This window comes from Bacillus sp. C1 (assembly GCF_054570475.1).
In genome coordinates, this window is the sequence record NZ_JBTMZT010000002.1 from 305,248 (window position 1) to 320,817 (window position 15,570).

Genomic DNA, 15,570 nt, shown 5'->3' on the forward strand with positions numbered 1-15,570 from the left:
TCTGTTAATACTTTCTTTATTATAATACTAAAAATTAAGATTTGCTTAAAAGTAGTTCCCTTAAGAAAATGAATTTTGTAAACCGATAATAAAGTTGTTTAATTCTTATTGAACTAAAGCACCTGTTTGTTTAAGTGAATAAATCCACATTTATAATTCCTCTCAAATATAATATCAGTTTATATATTCACAATTCTTCTCTAACAGGTTCTTCACTAAATCACTTAGATAAATTGTAATTTGTTAATCGATGTGCTTGTGTAACCACTGCTCAAATACTTTCAACTGTTCTTCAGTATGAAAGTAATGTTCACCTGCTTCCATGACTTCTAATTCACAACTGTGTTTTTTTGTAAAATAGTTAATAGTTTCAAATTCGCACAGTTCATCCTTGGCTCCATACATAATATATGTATCTGTATTCCATGTATTAATAGGATGTTCTTTTACATAGCATAAATAATCCCAATATAACTTTTGACCAATAGGTGTTTCTATAGTCATTTCTTTTTGCAAAAGCTCTGGTGTTACATTAAACCATTTCATCATATTTTCGATAATTCGTTCCATATTAAATACCGGTGATAAAAATAATGCCTTTTTTAGCACATCGTTTTGATAAGCTAAAAGGCTAAAATAAGCTCCCATACTACATGCAAACACGCTTACTTCTTTCCAATGTTCTTTTGCGTAATTCATAATTATAGATAATTCACTAACACAAAACTGTACTTTACAAGGAGTATGATCATTTTTTCTTTCCCCATGCTCAGGTAAATCAAAGCTTAATACTTGATAACCTTTTTGATTGGCTTCTTCAGCTAATATTTGAATCACTGCATCTTCTTTATTTGACATATTTCCATGTACTGCAATAAAAATTTTTTCACTCTTTTCTCCCCATAAAACCGCGGGAATATTACTAATTTTAAAATTGTCTTTAAGCATAATTCCTCCATAGAATAGGACGTATGGGATTTGCAAAAAATCACATACATTTTATATTCTTCTACTTAGTTTAAATAAATCAAACTATTCATAACTTACCACAAATTAATTATAATATCTCTCTATATCTGTATAACATAGTCTACTTTATATTTTAAACCTTTCTTTCGTCCACCTCTTCAGAAGCTTACAAGTTCTCTTATTTTGATTCCTTATTGAGCTAACCTGCACTGTTAGTCGAAGAAGGATTTTTAAACAACTATATTATTTTTTAAATGACTTTATTGTAAATTAAACAACTTTATTATCTCTGCACAAATTTGGTATTTTTTACTGATTAATAACTATAAAATAAGCTTGTTTAGTGAGCATATGAAATAAAGTGTTTTCAGCTGGATACAGATGCTAGATTACTAGAACTAAAAAATTTTAGTTTTATAATAATTAACAAAAACGAAAGCAGTGTAAATAGGAATCCACTCCAAATGAGTTGATGAATGCCTAATTGAGAAATGAACCAGCCGCCGATAGAGGTTCCTAATGTGATTCCAAGGTTTGAGAATGAAACGAATAGGCTATTACCGAATTCAGGAGCTTCTTTTGCCTCACTCATTAACCATGTTTGCCCAACAATTAATCCTCCGGAATGTACGAGTCCCCAAATGAATACCATGAACATCATCGGAATAAGATAAGGTCCTACATAATAAACCAATCCATACACGACGGCATATAAAATCGGAAACAATACAACGGTATATACTAGACTTTTTTGCAAAAGAGCTCCAAATACATGATTTCCTACAATCATAATGACGCCAAATATGAATAGCATGATACTAATGAGAGAGCCATTCATGTTTGTTACTTTTGCAAGGTACTCGGCAAAGTAACTATATACGGAAAACATGGCTGCAAAAAGAAAGACAACAGTAGCAATATTGAACCATAAGGCAGGCTTACGCAATATACGAATTTGCTTGCCGAAAGACATTCTTTCTGTAACCGGCATAGAAGGGAGAAATGTTAATATTCCGATAAAGGCAAGGGCATTTATAAAAGCCCCAAATAAGAAAGCGACTTCTAATGAAATTTGTTCTGCCAGGTAAGAAGTGAGCGGTACACCTAAAGCGAAACCAACAGTAATCCCCATAAAGACTTTTGTAACTGCCTGACCGCTTTTTTCAGGGGGGACAAGTTTCGCTGCAGTTACAAGAGCGATTGAAAAGAAGAGTGGATGAAGTGCTGCTGGTAGAATGCGAAAAATAAGCATAACTTCAAATTGTGTTGTATAGGCGTAAATCATATTAGCAAGGGCAAACACAAAGATGGATGTTAATAAAATTGTTTTACGATTCACCCCAGATACGAGCAGGATTAAAAACGGTCCAGAAATCGCAACAACTAGAGCGAATATGCTCACTAACAATCCAGCTTGTGAAGTTGAAATTCCAAATTTTTGAGTCATTTGGGGTAAGACACCGACAATACTCATCTCTGTTGTAATAATTCCAAAGACACCGACAGCCAGCGTTATAATGAGTAGAGGGTTTACTTTTTTCATTTGTAAAAATCTCCATTCGTATATTAATTTTGAAAATAGGTTCCAGTTCATTAATGAAAAAATAGGTAAGCATTGATGATAGGAATGAAAATGTCATCATTCTATTGTTTATCCCGCTATTTGCGGGCAGTAAGACTCCCACTTCAAGGTTCAGCGAAGGTAAGAAAGTTAGGTTAGGTGCCCGAAAAAGCCCGGTTGATGAGGGCTGATTAAATTTTCACTTTATGTAAGGAATTTAACAATATAAAATAACAGATATCTGTATAAGTAGATATGTTTTGATGAAAAAATCCTCCTTTCCATTTGTCTTGCATGAACAGGCGGTAAGGATCTTGCGTGAAAATTTGCTAAGATGGTCGCCTGTAAAAGCAGAATTTGTGAAGGACCATAATCGGAAGGGCTGAAGAGGCCCCTCACTAATTACAGCGTCACTTTATAACTCGTTTTGGACATACGCAGAAAATTCTTGTACTGTTTTTTCATTGCGGCGATAATACGTCCATTTCCCAATTCGTTCGGATTCTAACAATCCTGCTTTTTTCATTGTTAATAGGTAACTAGAAATGACGGATTGGGCTAAGCCAGTTTTCAGTTGGATATCGCCTACACATACGCCAACTTGAAAACTAATGCCTTGTTCTAAATAAGGTTTTTCGTCAAAATATTGCTCTGGATTTTTAAGCCACAATAAAATTTGACGTCTTGTATCATTTGATAATGCTTTATAAATTAATGAAGGTTCCATAATAACAATTATATCTACTTTTATAGATTTGTAAATAGGTGATGTTAAAAATACTAGTATATGCAAAATGAAAAACGAGCACTTTTTAAAGCGCTCGTTTGTGAAAGTTTACCAACCGCGTCTGCACTTGCAATGGTTTCTGCACTTGCAATGGTGTCTACATTTACAATGATGTCTGCACTTACAATGGTGTCTGCGATTCCCATGGTGATTGTTGCCTCCATGGTGATTGTTGCCCCCATGGTGATGGCCGCCTCCATGGTGATGGCCGCCTCCATGGTGATGGCCACCACAATTGTGATTATTATCCCAATCGTGATTGTCACACCAGTCGCGATCCCAATCATGATGATCGCATTGATGTCTACAACCCCAACCAAAATGTCTGCATTTACGGTTGCAAAACACTAAATCATCCCAATGTCTATTACAACCTCGAGAGTGTGTGAAATGTCGATTACATCCCATAAAAAATCTCCCCTCCTCTTCATAATGGAACTCATCATATTTTATGTTTCTTTAAGAAATGTGCTTGTTCACTAGTCTAACTTTTATTTTTTTATTTCTGGATCTTAAGCCAACTGCTTTAAGGTTTAGGAGGAAGTAAGGCAAAGCAGGAGGGGGTGGAGAGGGGATTCATTTTATAAAAATAACAAACGCTTTCTGCTTCGATGATTTTATTAAAAGAGAGCGTAACAACAAAATACGGATGTCGTAAGCTAAAGCATTTTGAGGAATATAAAAACTCGATTTATAAGTTTATCGCAAAAAGAATGCGGTAATATATGTAAAGGTGACCGATTTTTTGAATTTAGTAAAAAGAAGGTTAGGAAAAACAAGCTAAAGCATGATTTAGAGAGAATAAACTATGATTCGATAGACACTTATGAGGTTCTATATGTAAAATTGCATTAAAACAGCAACCGATACTATGTTAGTATTTTATAGATCTGCTCTATACTTTTTCATTCATCATGTCGAAACCCTACAAAAGAACAATTGGTGAACGAGAGAAAGGCACTTATTAAGTGCCTTTTCTTTATGAAAAAATTATACTCAAACAAAAAATTCCCATTAGAAGGTTTTCATAAAAATTGTATTATCCATTCCTAGCTTCATTATCCACATCTTTCTGATACATGTATGCAAAATTGCATATCATTTTCTGTTGATAATAATTATCGTTGTAACTATAATGGTTTCGTAAGGTTTATTTTACTGAATTTTACAAAAGTGTATTAAAGGAGGAGTTATGGTTATGAAAAAAGCTATTTTAGCAGGAGCATTAGGCGTTGCAGTACTTTCGGGTATGAATTTACCAGGATTAGAAGTTTCAAAAGTTAGCGCAGCAACTATGGATTTAGAAATGCAAGAGGTTACTAAATATTATTCTTTGAGTTCATACGAAGTGTCTCAGAAAGAATCTTTTAATCTAAAAAAGGGAGAAGAACTTACAGTATTTGTAAATAACTCGGGTTTCCCAATTTCTTACACAGTATTTGATGCAGACAATCAAGTAATTGGTATATACAATGCGAATTCGCCTTATGGACGTGTATTCAAAGCACAAAAAGATGGTAATATTTCTGTACAATTTCAAGCAGGAGCGAATTCCTCATTCATGAAGAAAATGAATTTTACAGCTAAATTTGCGCTTTCTAAATTTAATTCATGATAAGAGTGGTATAAATAATTACATCATCCAGAATCAAAAAAGAGAGAAAAATCTTCTCTCTTTTTTGTTGTGCTTAGCTCATCCTACGAGTCTCCGCTATCAAATGCATCATCATGGCTTGTAGAATCATGATGATGGGAAGTGTGATCGATATTTGCATCCTCATTCGCATTTTTCATAGCCGTAACAACAAAAGCTGTTGTCATTACTGCATCCATCCAATCTGCTTCAGCATCTTTTGTTGTTATTTCTGAATGTTTATATTCTGCGGTATCTTTTCCTGAAGAAAGCTCTGGCCGTTCTTTTTTCATAGGGCGCTGTTCATTCGTATTTTTTCCGAAAATTTTCATGAATACTAATAAGATGAAACATAGTATAGCTACGATGAGGATAAATAAAATGAAGTATAACGATACATTTATTATTTCTATCATATGTATACCTTCTTTCCTGTTGTAAACGAACAAATCAGTTTAAATATTTTAATACCTATGTACTCTCCATGTATTAAGTAAAAATATAAGATGTATAAAGTTAAACAATAACAAAAAATGCCGCACTATGAAATAGCAAATATATGATCATCATGATTTCAATGGAACAAAATTAAACGGAAGCACTACCTATTTTAAGCGGCTGGCAGAAATGGTTAGCCACTTTTTCAAAAGTAGATTTTCTATAGAAATATAATAAAAATAAGCCAATCACAAAGATTAGCTTAATCAATTTCTCTTTTATTCTCTATATACTAAAATTACACTAGAAAAGGAATATCTAATTCCATAAGTTCCTTTTGATTGAATGTTAAACCAGGTAGAGTGGAAGTAGCCGCATTAATAGCAAACGTATTTGCGATAACATTAGGTGATCCAGGATGGAAAATTCTAATTTCATAATGGAATGCAGAAACATTTTGAGAAACAAAACGATGTGTATTAGGAGCAAGTTCAACTACTTCATTTAATAATATAACTGGTGAATTTGAATTCCAGTTAATAACTTGAACTCTTACTCGAAATGTGCGCGTTGGATCTACATTACTTAATTCAATATGTGCAGCAGTTTGACCGACAACTGTATTTAATACACCTGTACTTAACACTTTACGTTTCAAAGGTTTGTGATGGTGATGACAGCAATTTCCATGTTTCCATTGATCATGTTTATAGTGATCGTAACATTTTGTCATATACTCACCTCCTTCATTATATTCATTCATATAATATGAAAAATGGTTAAATAAGAACTGGACAAGCGTCTAATTCTAGTAAAAAATCATAAATTCCCTTGTGTTTGAGTACATAGTAATAGATTTGAAATGGATTTTTTATTTAATGAGGGCGTTTTTAAGGGGGAGCGTGCTTCAAAAATCGCATTGGTTTCAAATTGTATTACATCACTTCGGTTAGCGGAGGAGGTCTGCGCGGTTAAAATGAAAAAAATATAGGTTTAAATGATATTTCTCAATCTTTTATATAGATAAATATGGTAAAATGGTAATTGGATGGGAGTCCAATGCTATATTATTAAAATTAAAGTGGTTATCAAGTCAAAGGAAGGCACTCATAAGAGTGTCTTTTCTTTATATATAAACATATTTTTAAGATTTTCATATGAATTTTTGGTAATTGGTTCAGAAGATGTGATGATTAAGGTCGATTAAAGGAAAGTTACGAAAAGGGCAGAGTTAATCGAGAAAGTGCAAATGATCCCCTGCCATTACTCTCTTCAGTGATCCGTTTAATCTGCAAAATATAATTTTATGTATATAGTAGAGATTTGATTAGAAAAATTAAAGGATGGGAGAAGTTCCTCTTTGACTTTGGGCACATATATATACATAGGCAGTGATAAAGAACATTGAAAGTTAAGGGGGTTGCACATAAAGGAATCATTTTGGGTGTTTCAAGAAGGGGGAAATGGACTGCGGCATTATGGTTTTATGAAAGAAAGGAATATTAAGTGTATTTTAAAACATTTATACAAATTAATTTGAATAGATAAATATAAAATGAATTTTGCGGTGTTTTATATGATAAGAGATAATAGGCATTTTTGTAATGTTTGTATCTCCTTTACGGGTTCAGAATAAAAGAGGTGAGTATATGTTTGATCAAGATAAGCAACGAAAGAATGTATTTTTTGGTAACAAGGATTGTTGTATACCAAATGAACGCTGTATAAAAATCTCTGCATATAAAATAGATGAATTCAAGGATGTTTTACAATACTTAACAAAAGATATAAAACAGCTATTTTTAGAACCCTCTCCTTCACATAGAAAAAATTTACAACATACGTTAAAAGATTTACAAGGACTTTTAGATTGTTTAAATCTATCAAACAAACAAAAACAACGTTCCCATTTTATTATTCATGCTTTATTGAAACTTTTGCAAGACTCTTCATTCCCATGTCATGCAATTCTTATCAAATTAGAAGAACTACTCTCGCTTTTATTACATCTTGTAAAATCCTCCAAAATTGATTCTTGTAGTTTAGAAGATTTGATTGAATTAATTAGACGATTAGAATTTATATTGATTCGATGTGGTTCCCTCTGTATCGAATGTCCAACCGGAGCAACAGGCCCAACGGGAGCAACGGGAGCGACAGGTCAAAGAGGAGTAACAGGCCCAACGGGAGCGACAGGTCAAAGAGGAGTAACAGGCCCAACGGGAGCAACGGGTCCAACGGGAGCGACAGGTCAAAGAGGAGCAACGGGTCCAACGGGAGCGACAGGTCAAAGAGGAGCAACGGGTCCAATGGGAGCGACAGGTCAAAGAGGAGCAACGGGTCCAACGGGAGCGACAGGTCAAAGAGGAGCAACGGGTCCAACCGGAGTGGCAGGTCAAAGAGGAGCAACGGGTCCAACGGGTCCAACGGGAGCGACAGGTCAAAGAGGAGCGACGGGTCCAACCGGAGTGGCAGGTCAAAGAGGAGCAACGGGTCCAACGGGAGCGACAGGTCAAAGAGGAGCAACGGGTCCAACGGGAGCGACAGGTCAAAGAGGAGCGACGGGTCCAACCGGAGTGGCAGGTCAAAGAGGAGCAACGGGTCCAACGGGAGCGACAGGTCAAAGAGGAGCAACGGGCCCAACGGGAGCAACAGGCCAAAGAGGAGCAACGGGTCCAACCGGAGTGGCAGGTCAAAGAGGAGCAACGGGTCCAACGGGAGCGGCAGGCCAAAGAGGAGCAACGGGTCCAACCGGAGTGGCAGGTCAAAGAGGAGCAACCGGTCCAACGGGAGCGACGGGCCAAAGAGGAGCAACGGGTCCAACAGGAGCAACAGGTCAAAGAGGAGCAACGGGTCCAACGGGAGCAACAGGTCAAAGAGGACCGACGGGACCTACAACACCAACTACATCTAGTTTTATTGAAGTTAGTCGTAGTGTAAATCAAACTATGAATCCAACTGATACGGTCCACTTTTTGAGTGATATGAGTGTTGGAACTGCTTTTACTTTTAATGGTACAGATAAGATAACAATTCATGAACCGGGTCTTTATTATGTAGATTATTTGGCTAATTTAATAGATGGTAGTTCTGTAGCTTCTTTTAATGTGTATGTAGATGGAGTGCCTAGTGGTACTAGAGCTATAAATGCCGCGATAAGTGGTAATGTGTCAGGAGGAAGATTGCTTGAGGTAATAACAGTTCCGGTTCATGTTACTTTAGTAGCTCTTCATGCTTCAGGCATTAGAACAATAGGTGGGAATGAAGAAGGATCAGCAGCTGAGTTACGTATATTTAAATTTGCGAGTAGTGCAATGTAAGAAGAGTAAATTTTAGTAGCCCTCGCAAACAGAAATCCCCTCCTTACGTATGTATAGGTCATGGGAAAATAAAAATCCCGATTTCTTAATTTAAATAACGAGAAATTGGGATTTTTACATTATTTCACGAGCTGTTCAAAAGGTGTAAGGCTGTGTATAAAGATTTGTTGCAAGATAATTATCATCATCAGGAAGACAAATTGAAACGACGGATCGAGCAAACTTGGAGCGTGTATGGGAATGGAATTTATAACGATTGTGAAAAAGCAATTTCCTCTCATGAATGTAATATAGATGGCGGAGTTCATATATGAAAGAGGAAAAAGTGATTTCAGACTTTGCGCGAGAGGTTGTGCCAAAGGAATTGCGAAGATCATGGTTTTCGATGTTTTCTGTATTAGTCGCGATTGGTGTTGATTTATCTGCGGTTATGTTAGGGGCAGAGTTAGCGAATGGAATGCCATTAAACCAAGCAATTTTATCAGTTTGTGCCGGATCGCTTCTTCTTTCTGTTTTATGTACAATTTGTGCAATTGTCGGATCTTCTACGAATCTTTCTACAGCAATGATTACAAAGTATGTATTTGGTAAATATGGTGCAAGGGTGTTTTCGATTGTCCTCGGAATACCCTTTTTTAGTAGCTTCTCTAATATAAACTGTATGTGTCTTCATGGATAATTTCCCCCTTAGATATGCTATTTTTTTGTATTTTCTATTAATATTCTTGGTGGATCATCGCTCTTTTTTTCTCTCCAGTCGTTGTACTTATTACCTCGACTTCAAGAATGCCATTTATGTCATATGTATAACGAATGTCAATCGCCTCTTGTCCAGCAGGAGCAGGAGGGACTTTAATTTTAAGTTCGCCAAGTTTTAAGTTATTTTTAACCAAGCGGTTTTCTCCTTGATAAACATCGACAAGTATGGAGTGTTGTCTATCATTAACAGTATAAAGTCGTTCCACTTGACTTACAGGAATCGTTGTATTTCGTTCAATAATCGGGAAGAAGTATCTGGATTCTTGTTGTCCATTTCCTAATGCTTGAACAACACTAGTTCCTAACGTATATGGACAAACATCCGTTAAGATAACTTCTTCTAGTGCTTTGTTTCGTTCTTTTAAAGCAACTTGAATCGCAGCACCTAAAGCAACGGTTTCATCAGGATTAATATTCGCATGAGGCATGCGTCCGAACATTTTAGAAATGACGGATTTGATAAGCGGCATCCTTGTCGCCCCGCCAATTAGAATGACAGCACCAGTAACCGCTTCGTTTAAATAAGCTTCTGCATCTTGTTTTAAAGATTGAATGATAAAAGATGAAAGTTCTTCTGAAGAAAATGTATACATACCTAACTCGTATTTTTTCTCTGTTCCTATAAATCGCTTAAACGTGGATGCTGTAACGTGCGGATGGGTAATCAGCCGTTCTTTGGCGATGCGTCCGACTAAAACTTCACCGCTCTCGTCAACGCTAATGACAGATGGTGTAAGATATTCGCCAAGTGCATTTGGGATAAGGGCTGCACCATGATCCGTCCAATAGGCTACTAAACTATTCGTTGTTCCTAGGTCAATTCCAATCGTTGCCATAATAATCTCCTCCCGTTTTTATTTCTTGAAGAAAAGGGGGAGAAACAGATAGTTTAGTAGTGTTGAGTTTGTTATAAGTAAAGAGGTATAATTTCATCAGAATGTTTTTACAAACATGGGGAAATTTTATGTGGAGGGTGGTAAAGAGGTCAGATGATAATTGGAATTATATGTTTGATTTTAGGAATAGCATTAATTTGGATGAGTGGAGGGGGACTTTTATTATTAGTGCCTGGCATTCTGTTTACAGTGGCAGGCGGTGTTATATGTTTGATTTTTAGACGGTTAGAAAAAGAGAGAAGAAGATTAAGGAAGAATGGTTAGAAGTTACATATTGTATAGTTTGTACTTACATAATTAGGCGGAAGCATTAAGTCTAAAACATCTCTTATATTTTATAAATTATAAAAAAGAACCCTAAACTTCTCGTTTTAGGGTTCTAATTATGAAAGAATCGTTATTCTATATGACTAGTTAACAAATAGACAATATATCTATTTTGTCGCTTTTCGTCCCATATAAATACAAATTGAAAAAATGACATAAAACCATTCTTTTGAGGTGGGAGAGAGCATCCGGCCATGCATAGAAGCGGTCAGCCCCTCTTCCTGCTCCATGCCAAGTGAAAACAAAGAGAGAAAATGAGTGTCGTTCACTTTTTGTTCTTCATAGCAGCCGGTTATGTGTCGGAAAATCAAAATGAATTTATATACTAATATTCAGTATAGAGGTAAACTGAAAAAGGCAATGAGTACGAGAATGAATAGGATATTGCAAAACATGGAAGCGTCCGCATTGTTTGCAATTCCTAGGAAGCTTCGGCGCATTGCGGAATGGTCCATCATTGCTGTTGTATAGGCAATACCGATTGACATCGCGGCATTGAGTGTTAAATTATAAAACTCGATTGTTCTCTAAAAAGTGAATAGTTTCTATTAAACTTTCTTAATATACTCATACACTTCTTTAGGTTTTATATGAAGCAGGTGAGCAATTTCCATTATTTTTTTTCCTTCTTTCTTCATCTTCTTTACTTGTGTCTCCAATGTTTGCTCGTATTCTTCTGCAATATCAAATAATGGACTCAATAAAGAGTGCCATATTTCAAAATCAGCAAATTTATTTTTTTCCATAAACTTATTTAGCAATGTTTTTAATTCTTTATTTTGTATAATTCTTTTCCCTTCTAACACTTGTTTCTCAGCAAGAAAATTACCAATATCCTTTATAAAATTGATAAATGAGTCCATAGAATCTGCAAGGAAACCGCCAACACCCCAACTGTCCATTCCGTGCATTAATGAAGATATAGGGTATCCATCCTCATTTAAATCAATAATAATTGGATCTCCACACATAGTTTCATACGCAATAACAATCCAATTTGCATCCCAAGTATCTTCCTCATCGGTTACAAGGGAGTTTCCATCGGTGTCAATGCTATATCCTACTTGAAATTCATCTAATTGTTCAAAAGAAAATATATCAAAATTTACATAGTCTCTAATTTTTTCATGTTCTAAGTTAATACGTTCTAAATTCCTCTTAATTTCTACTTTTTGATGATAAGAATTAAATTTTATCATTGTCATTTTTATTACATCCTTATTCTTTATATTTATTCTTTTTTAATCTGTTTTTTTACTAAAAACCTAAGATATTTCACAAAATAAACACCGGTTATATAAGCCTGTTAAGCACTGCTGCCAAACAGGTTTTTATATTTTATAGATATACAATGATTTCGTGATTCATTAATAATATTCCTTTTGATACTAACTATCGAAGCCATTTTTTCTAGAAGATAGGACTTATTTTTGCTACATTAATAGTTAGGAAATATAAATAAGGGGTAGAGAGGTAGACATGGAGTTATTTGATTATTATAAGCGGAAAGGGAAGTTTAAACTTCTTATTAGCACTGTTATTTTTATGTTTGTGCTATGGGGTTTATATGAGAATTGGGGATTTGTGGAGTGGGGAGAGGTTATCTTTATGATGATCGTTGCTTCTGTTTTTTTTGGAATTGGATTTTGGCAAGTAAGAAAAGGGAATTTGATAAAAAAGAATACTGTGAAAAGCAATGAAACATTTTGGGATATTGATACGTTTGTTGTATTAGAGTTGCCAAAACGGAACAGGCAATTTGGTTTATACCATCCTGATGGTGGATATATTGCTGGAACAAAGATCATTTCATCTAATATTCTTTGTTCAGTGATACCGTTTTTACATAATAAAGATGTGTATGGATTAGAAACGAGTAGTGGTGAAATTCTTGCCTATTTTCATACTGAAACTGATGGGTATGATTGGGTAATCTATGATGCTAATTATAACCAGATTGGTATGTTTAAAGAGAAGATGATACAAGGGTTTGGCTCGATACGTGGTTCTTTGATGACTGATAAAGAAACGAAATTGTCCGATGTGGAAGTAGAGTTCGATTTCATTCAAAGTACGCTTCGTACAACAGATGGACGCACATTAGCAATTGGGAAGCAAGGGTATATGCCTATAGAATGGAGCGAAAGGTTTATGGGGTTAAATGTACCTACTATTACACTTGGTTCCAACATGTCTAGAAATGAAAAAATTCTAGGTTTAGGAGTGCTTCTTTATAGTTTATATACAATCGAGATTAGAAAAAATAGAGCGAGTGTTTAAAGGGAAGAACATGTAATTTGTTTTTTATGAATCCTTACAAAGATGTCACCTTTTTGTAAGATTATTAAATAGTTTATTTATGTTTTCAATGTAATAATCAAAGTATAAGAAATGCAAATAAATTTTTATAACATATAGGAGAGTGTCAAGAATGATTGTAACAACAACTTCTGGAATTCAAGGAAAAGAAATTATCGAGTACGTTGATATTGTAAATGGTGAAGCGATTATGGGTGCAAATATCGTCCGCGATTTATTTGCTTCTGTTCGCGATGTTGTCGGTGGCCGTGCTGGTGCATATGAAAGTAAATTAAAAGAAGCTCGTGATATTGCAATGGAAGAAATGAAACAGCTTGCGAAGCAAAAAGGAGCAAATGCAATTGTTGGCGTTGATGTAGACTACGAGGTTGTTCGTGACGGAATGCTAATGGTTGCTGTAAGCGGAACGGCTGTACGTATATAAAGAAGTCAGTTATCTACATGCTATACGGAAAAATAAAAATAATGTAGCAAATGAATATCTCACAAGAAAAACAGATGCTGGTTTCTAGCATCTGTTTTTCTTGTGAGATATTCCAAAAAAATAATACTTTACAAACATAGTCCCTTTAATTAGAATAGTAAATATAATTCGACAAAATATGACAATTGAAATACGGGTTTATTTTTCAGAAAAAGGGGAATATTCATTTTTTGGTGTATTGTCCTTATCAATGAAAGAGTGGGATAAAGCAATAAAAATAGCTAACCGAAATCGATGGATGTTAATGGAATCGATTTCTATAAAGATTCTGAAAAGAATAATGTGAAGTTAATAATTTGGGGTTCGCTAATAGCAAAGTAAATTTATATATACCACAAGAATGAGAAGAATATATCTTGTGCTTTTAAAGGGGGGGACAGAGAATATGAGTAAGTTATTCAAAAAGAAATCTGTTACACAATTGTTAGAGCATAGTCAAAGTAAGAACTTAACGAAAACATTAGGCGCATTTGATTTAATTATGTTAGGGATAGGCTCCATAATTGGAACGGGGGTTCTTGTGTTAACGGGATTAGTAGCAGCAAGAGATGCTGGTCCAGCAGTTATTTTTTCATTTATACTTGCAGCGATTGTTTGTGGATTTATCGCTTTATGTTACGCAGAAATTGCTTCGACACTCCCTGCTTCAGGTAGTGTATATACGTACTCTTATGCAACAATCGGTGAGTTTGTGGCCCATTTAGTAGGGTGGACGTTACTCTCCATATATATTGTAGCAACAGCAGCTGTCGCTGGTGGGTGGACAGGATATTTCCATAATTTAATAAGTGGATTGGGATTAGAGATACCAAAAGCTCTGTTAACGATTCCGGCACAAGGTGGTATTATGAACCTACCAGCGTTAATCATTACATTGATAATAACATGGTTGTTATCGCGTGGTACAAAGGAAAGTAAACGTATCAACAATATAATGGTGTTAATTAAAATTGGCATGGTTATATTATTTATTGTGGTTGGTGTATTCTACGTAAAGCCAGAGAACTGGGTACCGTTTGCGCCATACGGTTTAAGTGGAGTTTTTGCTGGTGGGGCAGCTGTATTCTTCGCTTTTATGGGATTTGATATATTAGCAACTTCGGCAGAAGAAGTGAAAAATCCACAACGGAATCTTCCCATCGGTATTATTGTATCGTTAATCATATGTACACTTATTTACATTGTAGTGTGTCTTGTTATGACAGGGATGGTTTCCTATAAAGAATTAAATGTACCTGAAGCAATGGCTTATGTAATGGAAGTTGTAGGACAAGGGAAAGTCGCTGGTGTAATTGCGGCAGGGGCTGTAATTGGCCTTATAGCTGTTATTTTCTCGACTATGTACGCAGCAACACGAGTATTCTTTGCAATGAGTCGTGATGGACTGTTACCAAAATCACTTGCAAAGGTCAATGAGAAGACTGGCGCACCAACCTTTACAATCGGATTGGCTGGACTAGGAAGTGCTATAATAGCTGGATTTATTGATTTGAAAGAATTAGCGAATTTAGTTAATATTGGTGGTTTGGTTACGTTCTCGCTAGTTAGTGTATCAGTTATTATCCTTCGTAAAACGCACCCGAATTTAAAACGTGGATTTATCGTACCATTTGTACCGATATTACCAGGCATTTCAATTGTATGTTGTGTATTCTTAATGCTAAATTTACCATTAAGAACATGGGTGTATTTCGGTGTTTGGATAGCCATTGGAGCAGTAATATATTTCCTTTATTCAATCAAGCACAGTGATTTAAATGAGGAAACGATTTCAAAAGAACGTGATAAAATAGCGAGATAATAGTTACAGGCGAGTTTATTCATAATCATATCGATAGTAATGAAAACTAAACCCCGAATCATGGACATTTAAAAAAGTCCATGATTCGGGGTTTTTATGTACTTTTACACTCATTCATCGTTATAGGGGTACGGGAAATGAATTACATTATTTTTAATGAAATACAAATGAAACGACTAGATAGCTGAGTTAAAGAAGTCTTAGCGACATTTTGACTCAGCCATACTCATAAAGCGACTAAACCTTTGGCTCGGTATTTACTTGTTCTTTGCACAA

At 35.3% G+C, this 15,570-nt stretch carries 15 protein-coding genes and 1 pseudogene; 8 read left to right on the forward strand and 8 right to left on the reverse strand.

The genetic code is table 11. From position 1 onward, the window contains the following. Positions 1-243: 243 nt before the first annotated feature. From ACX5JI_RS08075 to ACX5JI_RS08090, 4 genes are all read right to left on the reverse strand, one after another. Positions 244-948, reverse strand: a complete 705-nt coding sequence (locus ACX5JI_RS08075) for an alpha/beta hydrolase (protein ID WP_459500572.1) — start codon at positions 946-948, stop codon at positions 244-246. Between the two features lie 388 nt (positions 949-1,336). After that, on the reverse strand, positions 1,337-2,512 hold the full coding sequence (locus ACX5JI_RS08080; RefSeq protein WP_459500573.1) for an MFS transporter: 1,176 nt from the start codon (positions 2,510-2,512) through the stop codon (positions 1,337-1,339). A 433-nt stretch (positions 2,513-2,945) separates the two neighbouring features. Beyond that, entirely contained in the window at positions 2,946-3,257 is a 312-nt protein-coding gene (locus ACX5JI_RS08085; protein WP_459500574.1) for an ArsR/SmtB family transcription factor, read from the reverse strand. Between the two features lie 53 nt (positions 3,258-3,310). Continuing rightward, complete coding sequence (locus ACX5JI_RS08090) at positions 3,311-3,463, reverse strand: hypothetical protein (protein WP_459500575.1); 153 nt, start codon at positions 3,461-3,463, stop codon at positions 3,311-3,313. Here ACX5JI_RS08090 and ACX5JI_RS08095 point away from each other — a divergent pair. After that, complete coding sequence (locus tag ACX5JI_RS08095; protein ID WP_459500576.1) at positions 3,462-3,668, forward strand: hypothetical protein; 207 nt, start codon at positions 3,462-3,464, stop codon at positions 3,666-3,668. The genes ACX5JI_RS08090 and ACX5JI_RS08095 overlap by 2 nt on opposite strands. Positions 3,669-4,515: 847 nt before the next feature. After that, entirely contained in the window at positions 4,516-4,932 is a 417-nt protein-coding gene (locus ACX5JI_RS08100; RefSeq protein WP_459500577.1) for a hypothetical protein, read from the forward strand. A gap of 83 nt (positions 4,933-5,015) precedes the next feature. On the opposite strand, the gene ACX5JI_RS08105 is transcribed toward ACX5JI_RS08100, so the two are convergent. Next, positions 5,016-5,366 (reverse strand): hypothetical protein, encoded by a 351-nt coding sequence (locus ACX5JI_RS08105; protein WP_459500578.1) that lies wholly within the window; start codon positions 5,364-5,366, stop codon positions 5,016-5,018. 320 nt (positions 5,367-5,686) lie between these two features. Next, positions 5,687-6,121, reverse strand: a complete 435-nt coding sequence (locus ACX5JI_RS08110) for a hypothetical protein (RefSeq protein ID WP_459500579.1) — start codon at positions 6,119-6,121, stop codon at positions 5,687-5,689. 916 nt (positions 6,122-7,037) lie between these two features. Between ACX5JI_RS08110 and ACX5JI_RS08115 the strand changes: the two genes are divergently transcribed. The 3 genes from ACX5JI_RS08115 to ACX5JI_RS08125 all read left to right on the forward strand — a co-directional run bounded on the left by ACX5JI_RS08115 (position 7,038) and on the right by ACX5JI_RS08125 (position 9,387). Continuing rightward, positions 7,038-8,708, forward strand: coding sequence for a collagen-like repeat preface domain-containing protein (locus tag ACX5JI_RS08115; protein WP_459500580.1), 1,671 nt, complete (start codon positions 7,038-7,040; stop codon positions 8,706-8,708). A 152-nt stretch (positions 8,709-8,860) separates the two neighbouring features. Continuing rightward, positions 8,861-9,022, forward strand: a complete 162-nt coding sequence (locus tag ACX5JI_RS08120) for a hypothetical protein (protein WP_459500581.1) — start codon at positions 8,861-8,863, stop codon at positions 9,020-9,022. Beyond that, complete coding sequence (locus tag ACX5JI_RS08125; protein WP_459500582.1) at positions 9,019-9,387, forward strand: cytosine permease; 369 nt, start codon at positions 9,019-9,021, stop codon at positions 9,385-9,387. Before ACX5JI_RS08120 ends, ACX5JI_RS08125 begins: the two co-directional genes overlap by 4 nt. Before the next feature lie 46 nt (positions 9,388-9,433). Here the strand turns inward: ACX5JI_RS08125 and ACX5JI_RS08130 are convergent. Next, positions 9,434-10,303: pseudogene (locus tag ACX5JI_RS08130) on the reverse strand (Hsp70 family protein); the annotation flags it as partial. A gap of 935 nt (positions 10,304-11,238) precedes the next feature. After that, positions 11,239-11,895: an SMI1/KNR4 family protein gene (locus tag ACX5JI_RS08135; protein WP_459500583.1), complete on the reverse strand. Its 657-nt coding sequence runs from the start codon at positions 11,893-11,895 to the stop codon at positions 11,239-11,241. 274 nt (positions 11,896-12,169) lie between these two features. Here ACX5JI_RS08135 and ACX5JI_RS08140 point away from each other — a divergent pair, with 274 nt between their 5' ends. From ACX5JI_RS08140 to ACX5JI_RS08150, 3 genes are all read left to right on the forward strand, one after another. Further along, positions 12,170-12,970: an ABC transporter ATP-binding protein gene (locus ACX5JI_RS08140; RefSeq protein WP_459500584.1), complete on the forward strand. Its 801-nt coding sequence runs from the start codon at positions 12,170-12,172 to the stop codon at positions 12,968-12,970. A 151-nt stretch (positions 12,971-13,121) separates the two neighbouring features. Further along, positions 13,122-13,433 (forward strand): heavy metal-binding domain-containing protein, encoded by a 312-nt coding sequence (locus ACX5JI_RS08145; protein ID WP_088094088.1) that lies wholly within the window; start codon positions 13,122-13,124, stop codon positions 13,431-13,433. Positions 13,434-13,878: 445 nt separating this feature from the next. After that, complete coding sequence (locus tag ACX5JI_RS08150) at positions 13,879-15,294, forward strand: amino acid permease (protein ID WP_459500585.1); 1,416 nt, start codon at positions 13,879-13,881, stop codon at positions 15,292-15,294. The last annotated feature ends 276 nt before the right edge of the window (positions 15,295-15,570 follow it).

Excerpts from the sequence above, each read along its gene's own strand:
- ACX5JI_RS08075 (WP_459500572.1), bottom strand. The coding sequence starts at position 948 with ATGCTTAAAGACAATTTTAAAATTAGTAATATTCCCGCGGTTTTATGG.
- ACX5JI_RS08080 (WP_459500573.1), bottom strand. The coding sequence starts at position 2,512 with ATGAAAAAAGTAAACCCTCTACTCATTATAACGCTGGCTGTCGGTGTC.
- ACX5JI_RS08085 (WP_459500574.1), bottom strand. The coding sequence starts at position 3,257 with ATGGAACCTTCATTAATTTATAAAGCATTATCAAATGATACAAGACGT.
- ACX5JI_RS08095 (WP_459500576.1), top strand. The coding sequence starts at position 3,462 with ATGGTGATTGTTGCCTCCATGGTGATTGTTGCCCCCATGGTGATGGCC.
- ACX5JI_RS08090 (WP_459500575.1), bottom strand. The coding sequence starts at position 3,463 with ATGGGAATCGCAGACACCATTGTAAGTGCAGACATCATTGTAAATGTA.
- ACX5JI_RS08100 (WP_459500577.1), top strand. The coding sequence starts at position 4,516 with ATGAAAAAAGCTATTTTAGCAGGAGCATTAGGCGTTGCAGTACTTTCG.
- ACX5JI_RS08105 (WP_459500578.1), bottom strand. The coding sequence starts at position 5,366 with ATGATAGAAATAATAAATGTATCGTTATACTTCATTTTATTTATCCTC.
- ACX5JI_RS08110 (WP_459500579.1), bottom strand. The coding sequence starts at position 6,121 with ATGACAAAATGTTACGATCACTATAAACATGATCAATGGAAACATGGA.
- ACX5JI_RS08115 (WP_459500580.1), top strand. The coding sequence starts at position 7,038 with ATGTTTGATCAAGATAAGCAACGAAAGAATGTATTTTTTGGTAACAAG.
- ACX5JI_RS08125 (WP_459500582.1), top strand. The coding sequence starts at position 9,019 with ATGAAAGAGGAAAAAGTGATTTCAGACTTTGCGCGAGAGGTTGTGCCA.
- ACX5JI_RS08135 (WP_459500583.1), bottom strand. The coding sequence starts at position 11,895 with ATGACAATGATAAAATTTAATTCTTATCATCAAAAAGTAGAAATTAAG.
- ACX5JI_RS08140 (WP_459500584.1), top strand. The coding sequence starts at position 12,170 with ATGGAGTTATTTGATTATTATAAGCGGAAAGGGAAGTTTAAACTTCTT.
- ACX5JI_RS08145 (WP_088094088.1), top strand. The coding sequence starts at position 13,122 with ATGATTGTAACAACAACTTCTGGAATTCAAGGAAAAGAAATTATCGAG.
- ACX5JI_RS08150 (WP_459500585.1), top strand. The coding sequence starts at position 13,879 with ATGAGTAAGTTATTCAAAAAGAAATCTGTTACACAATTGTTAGAGCAT.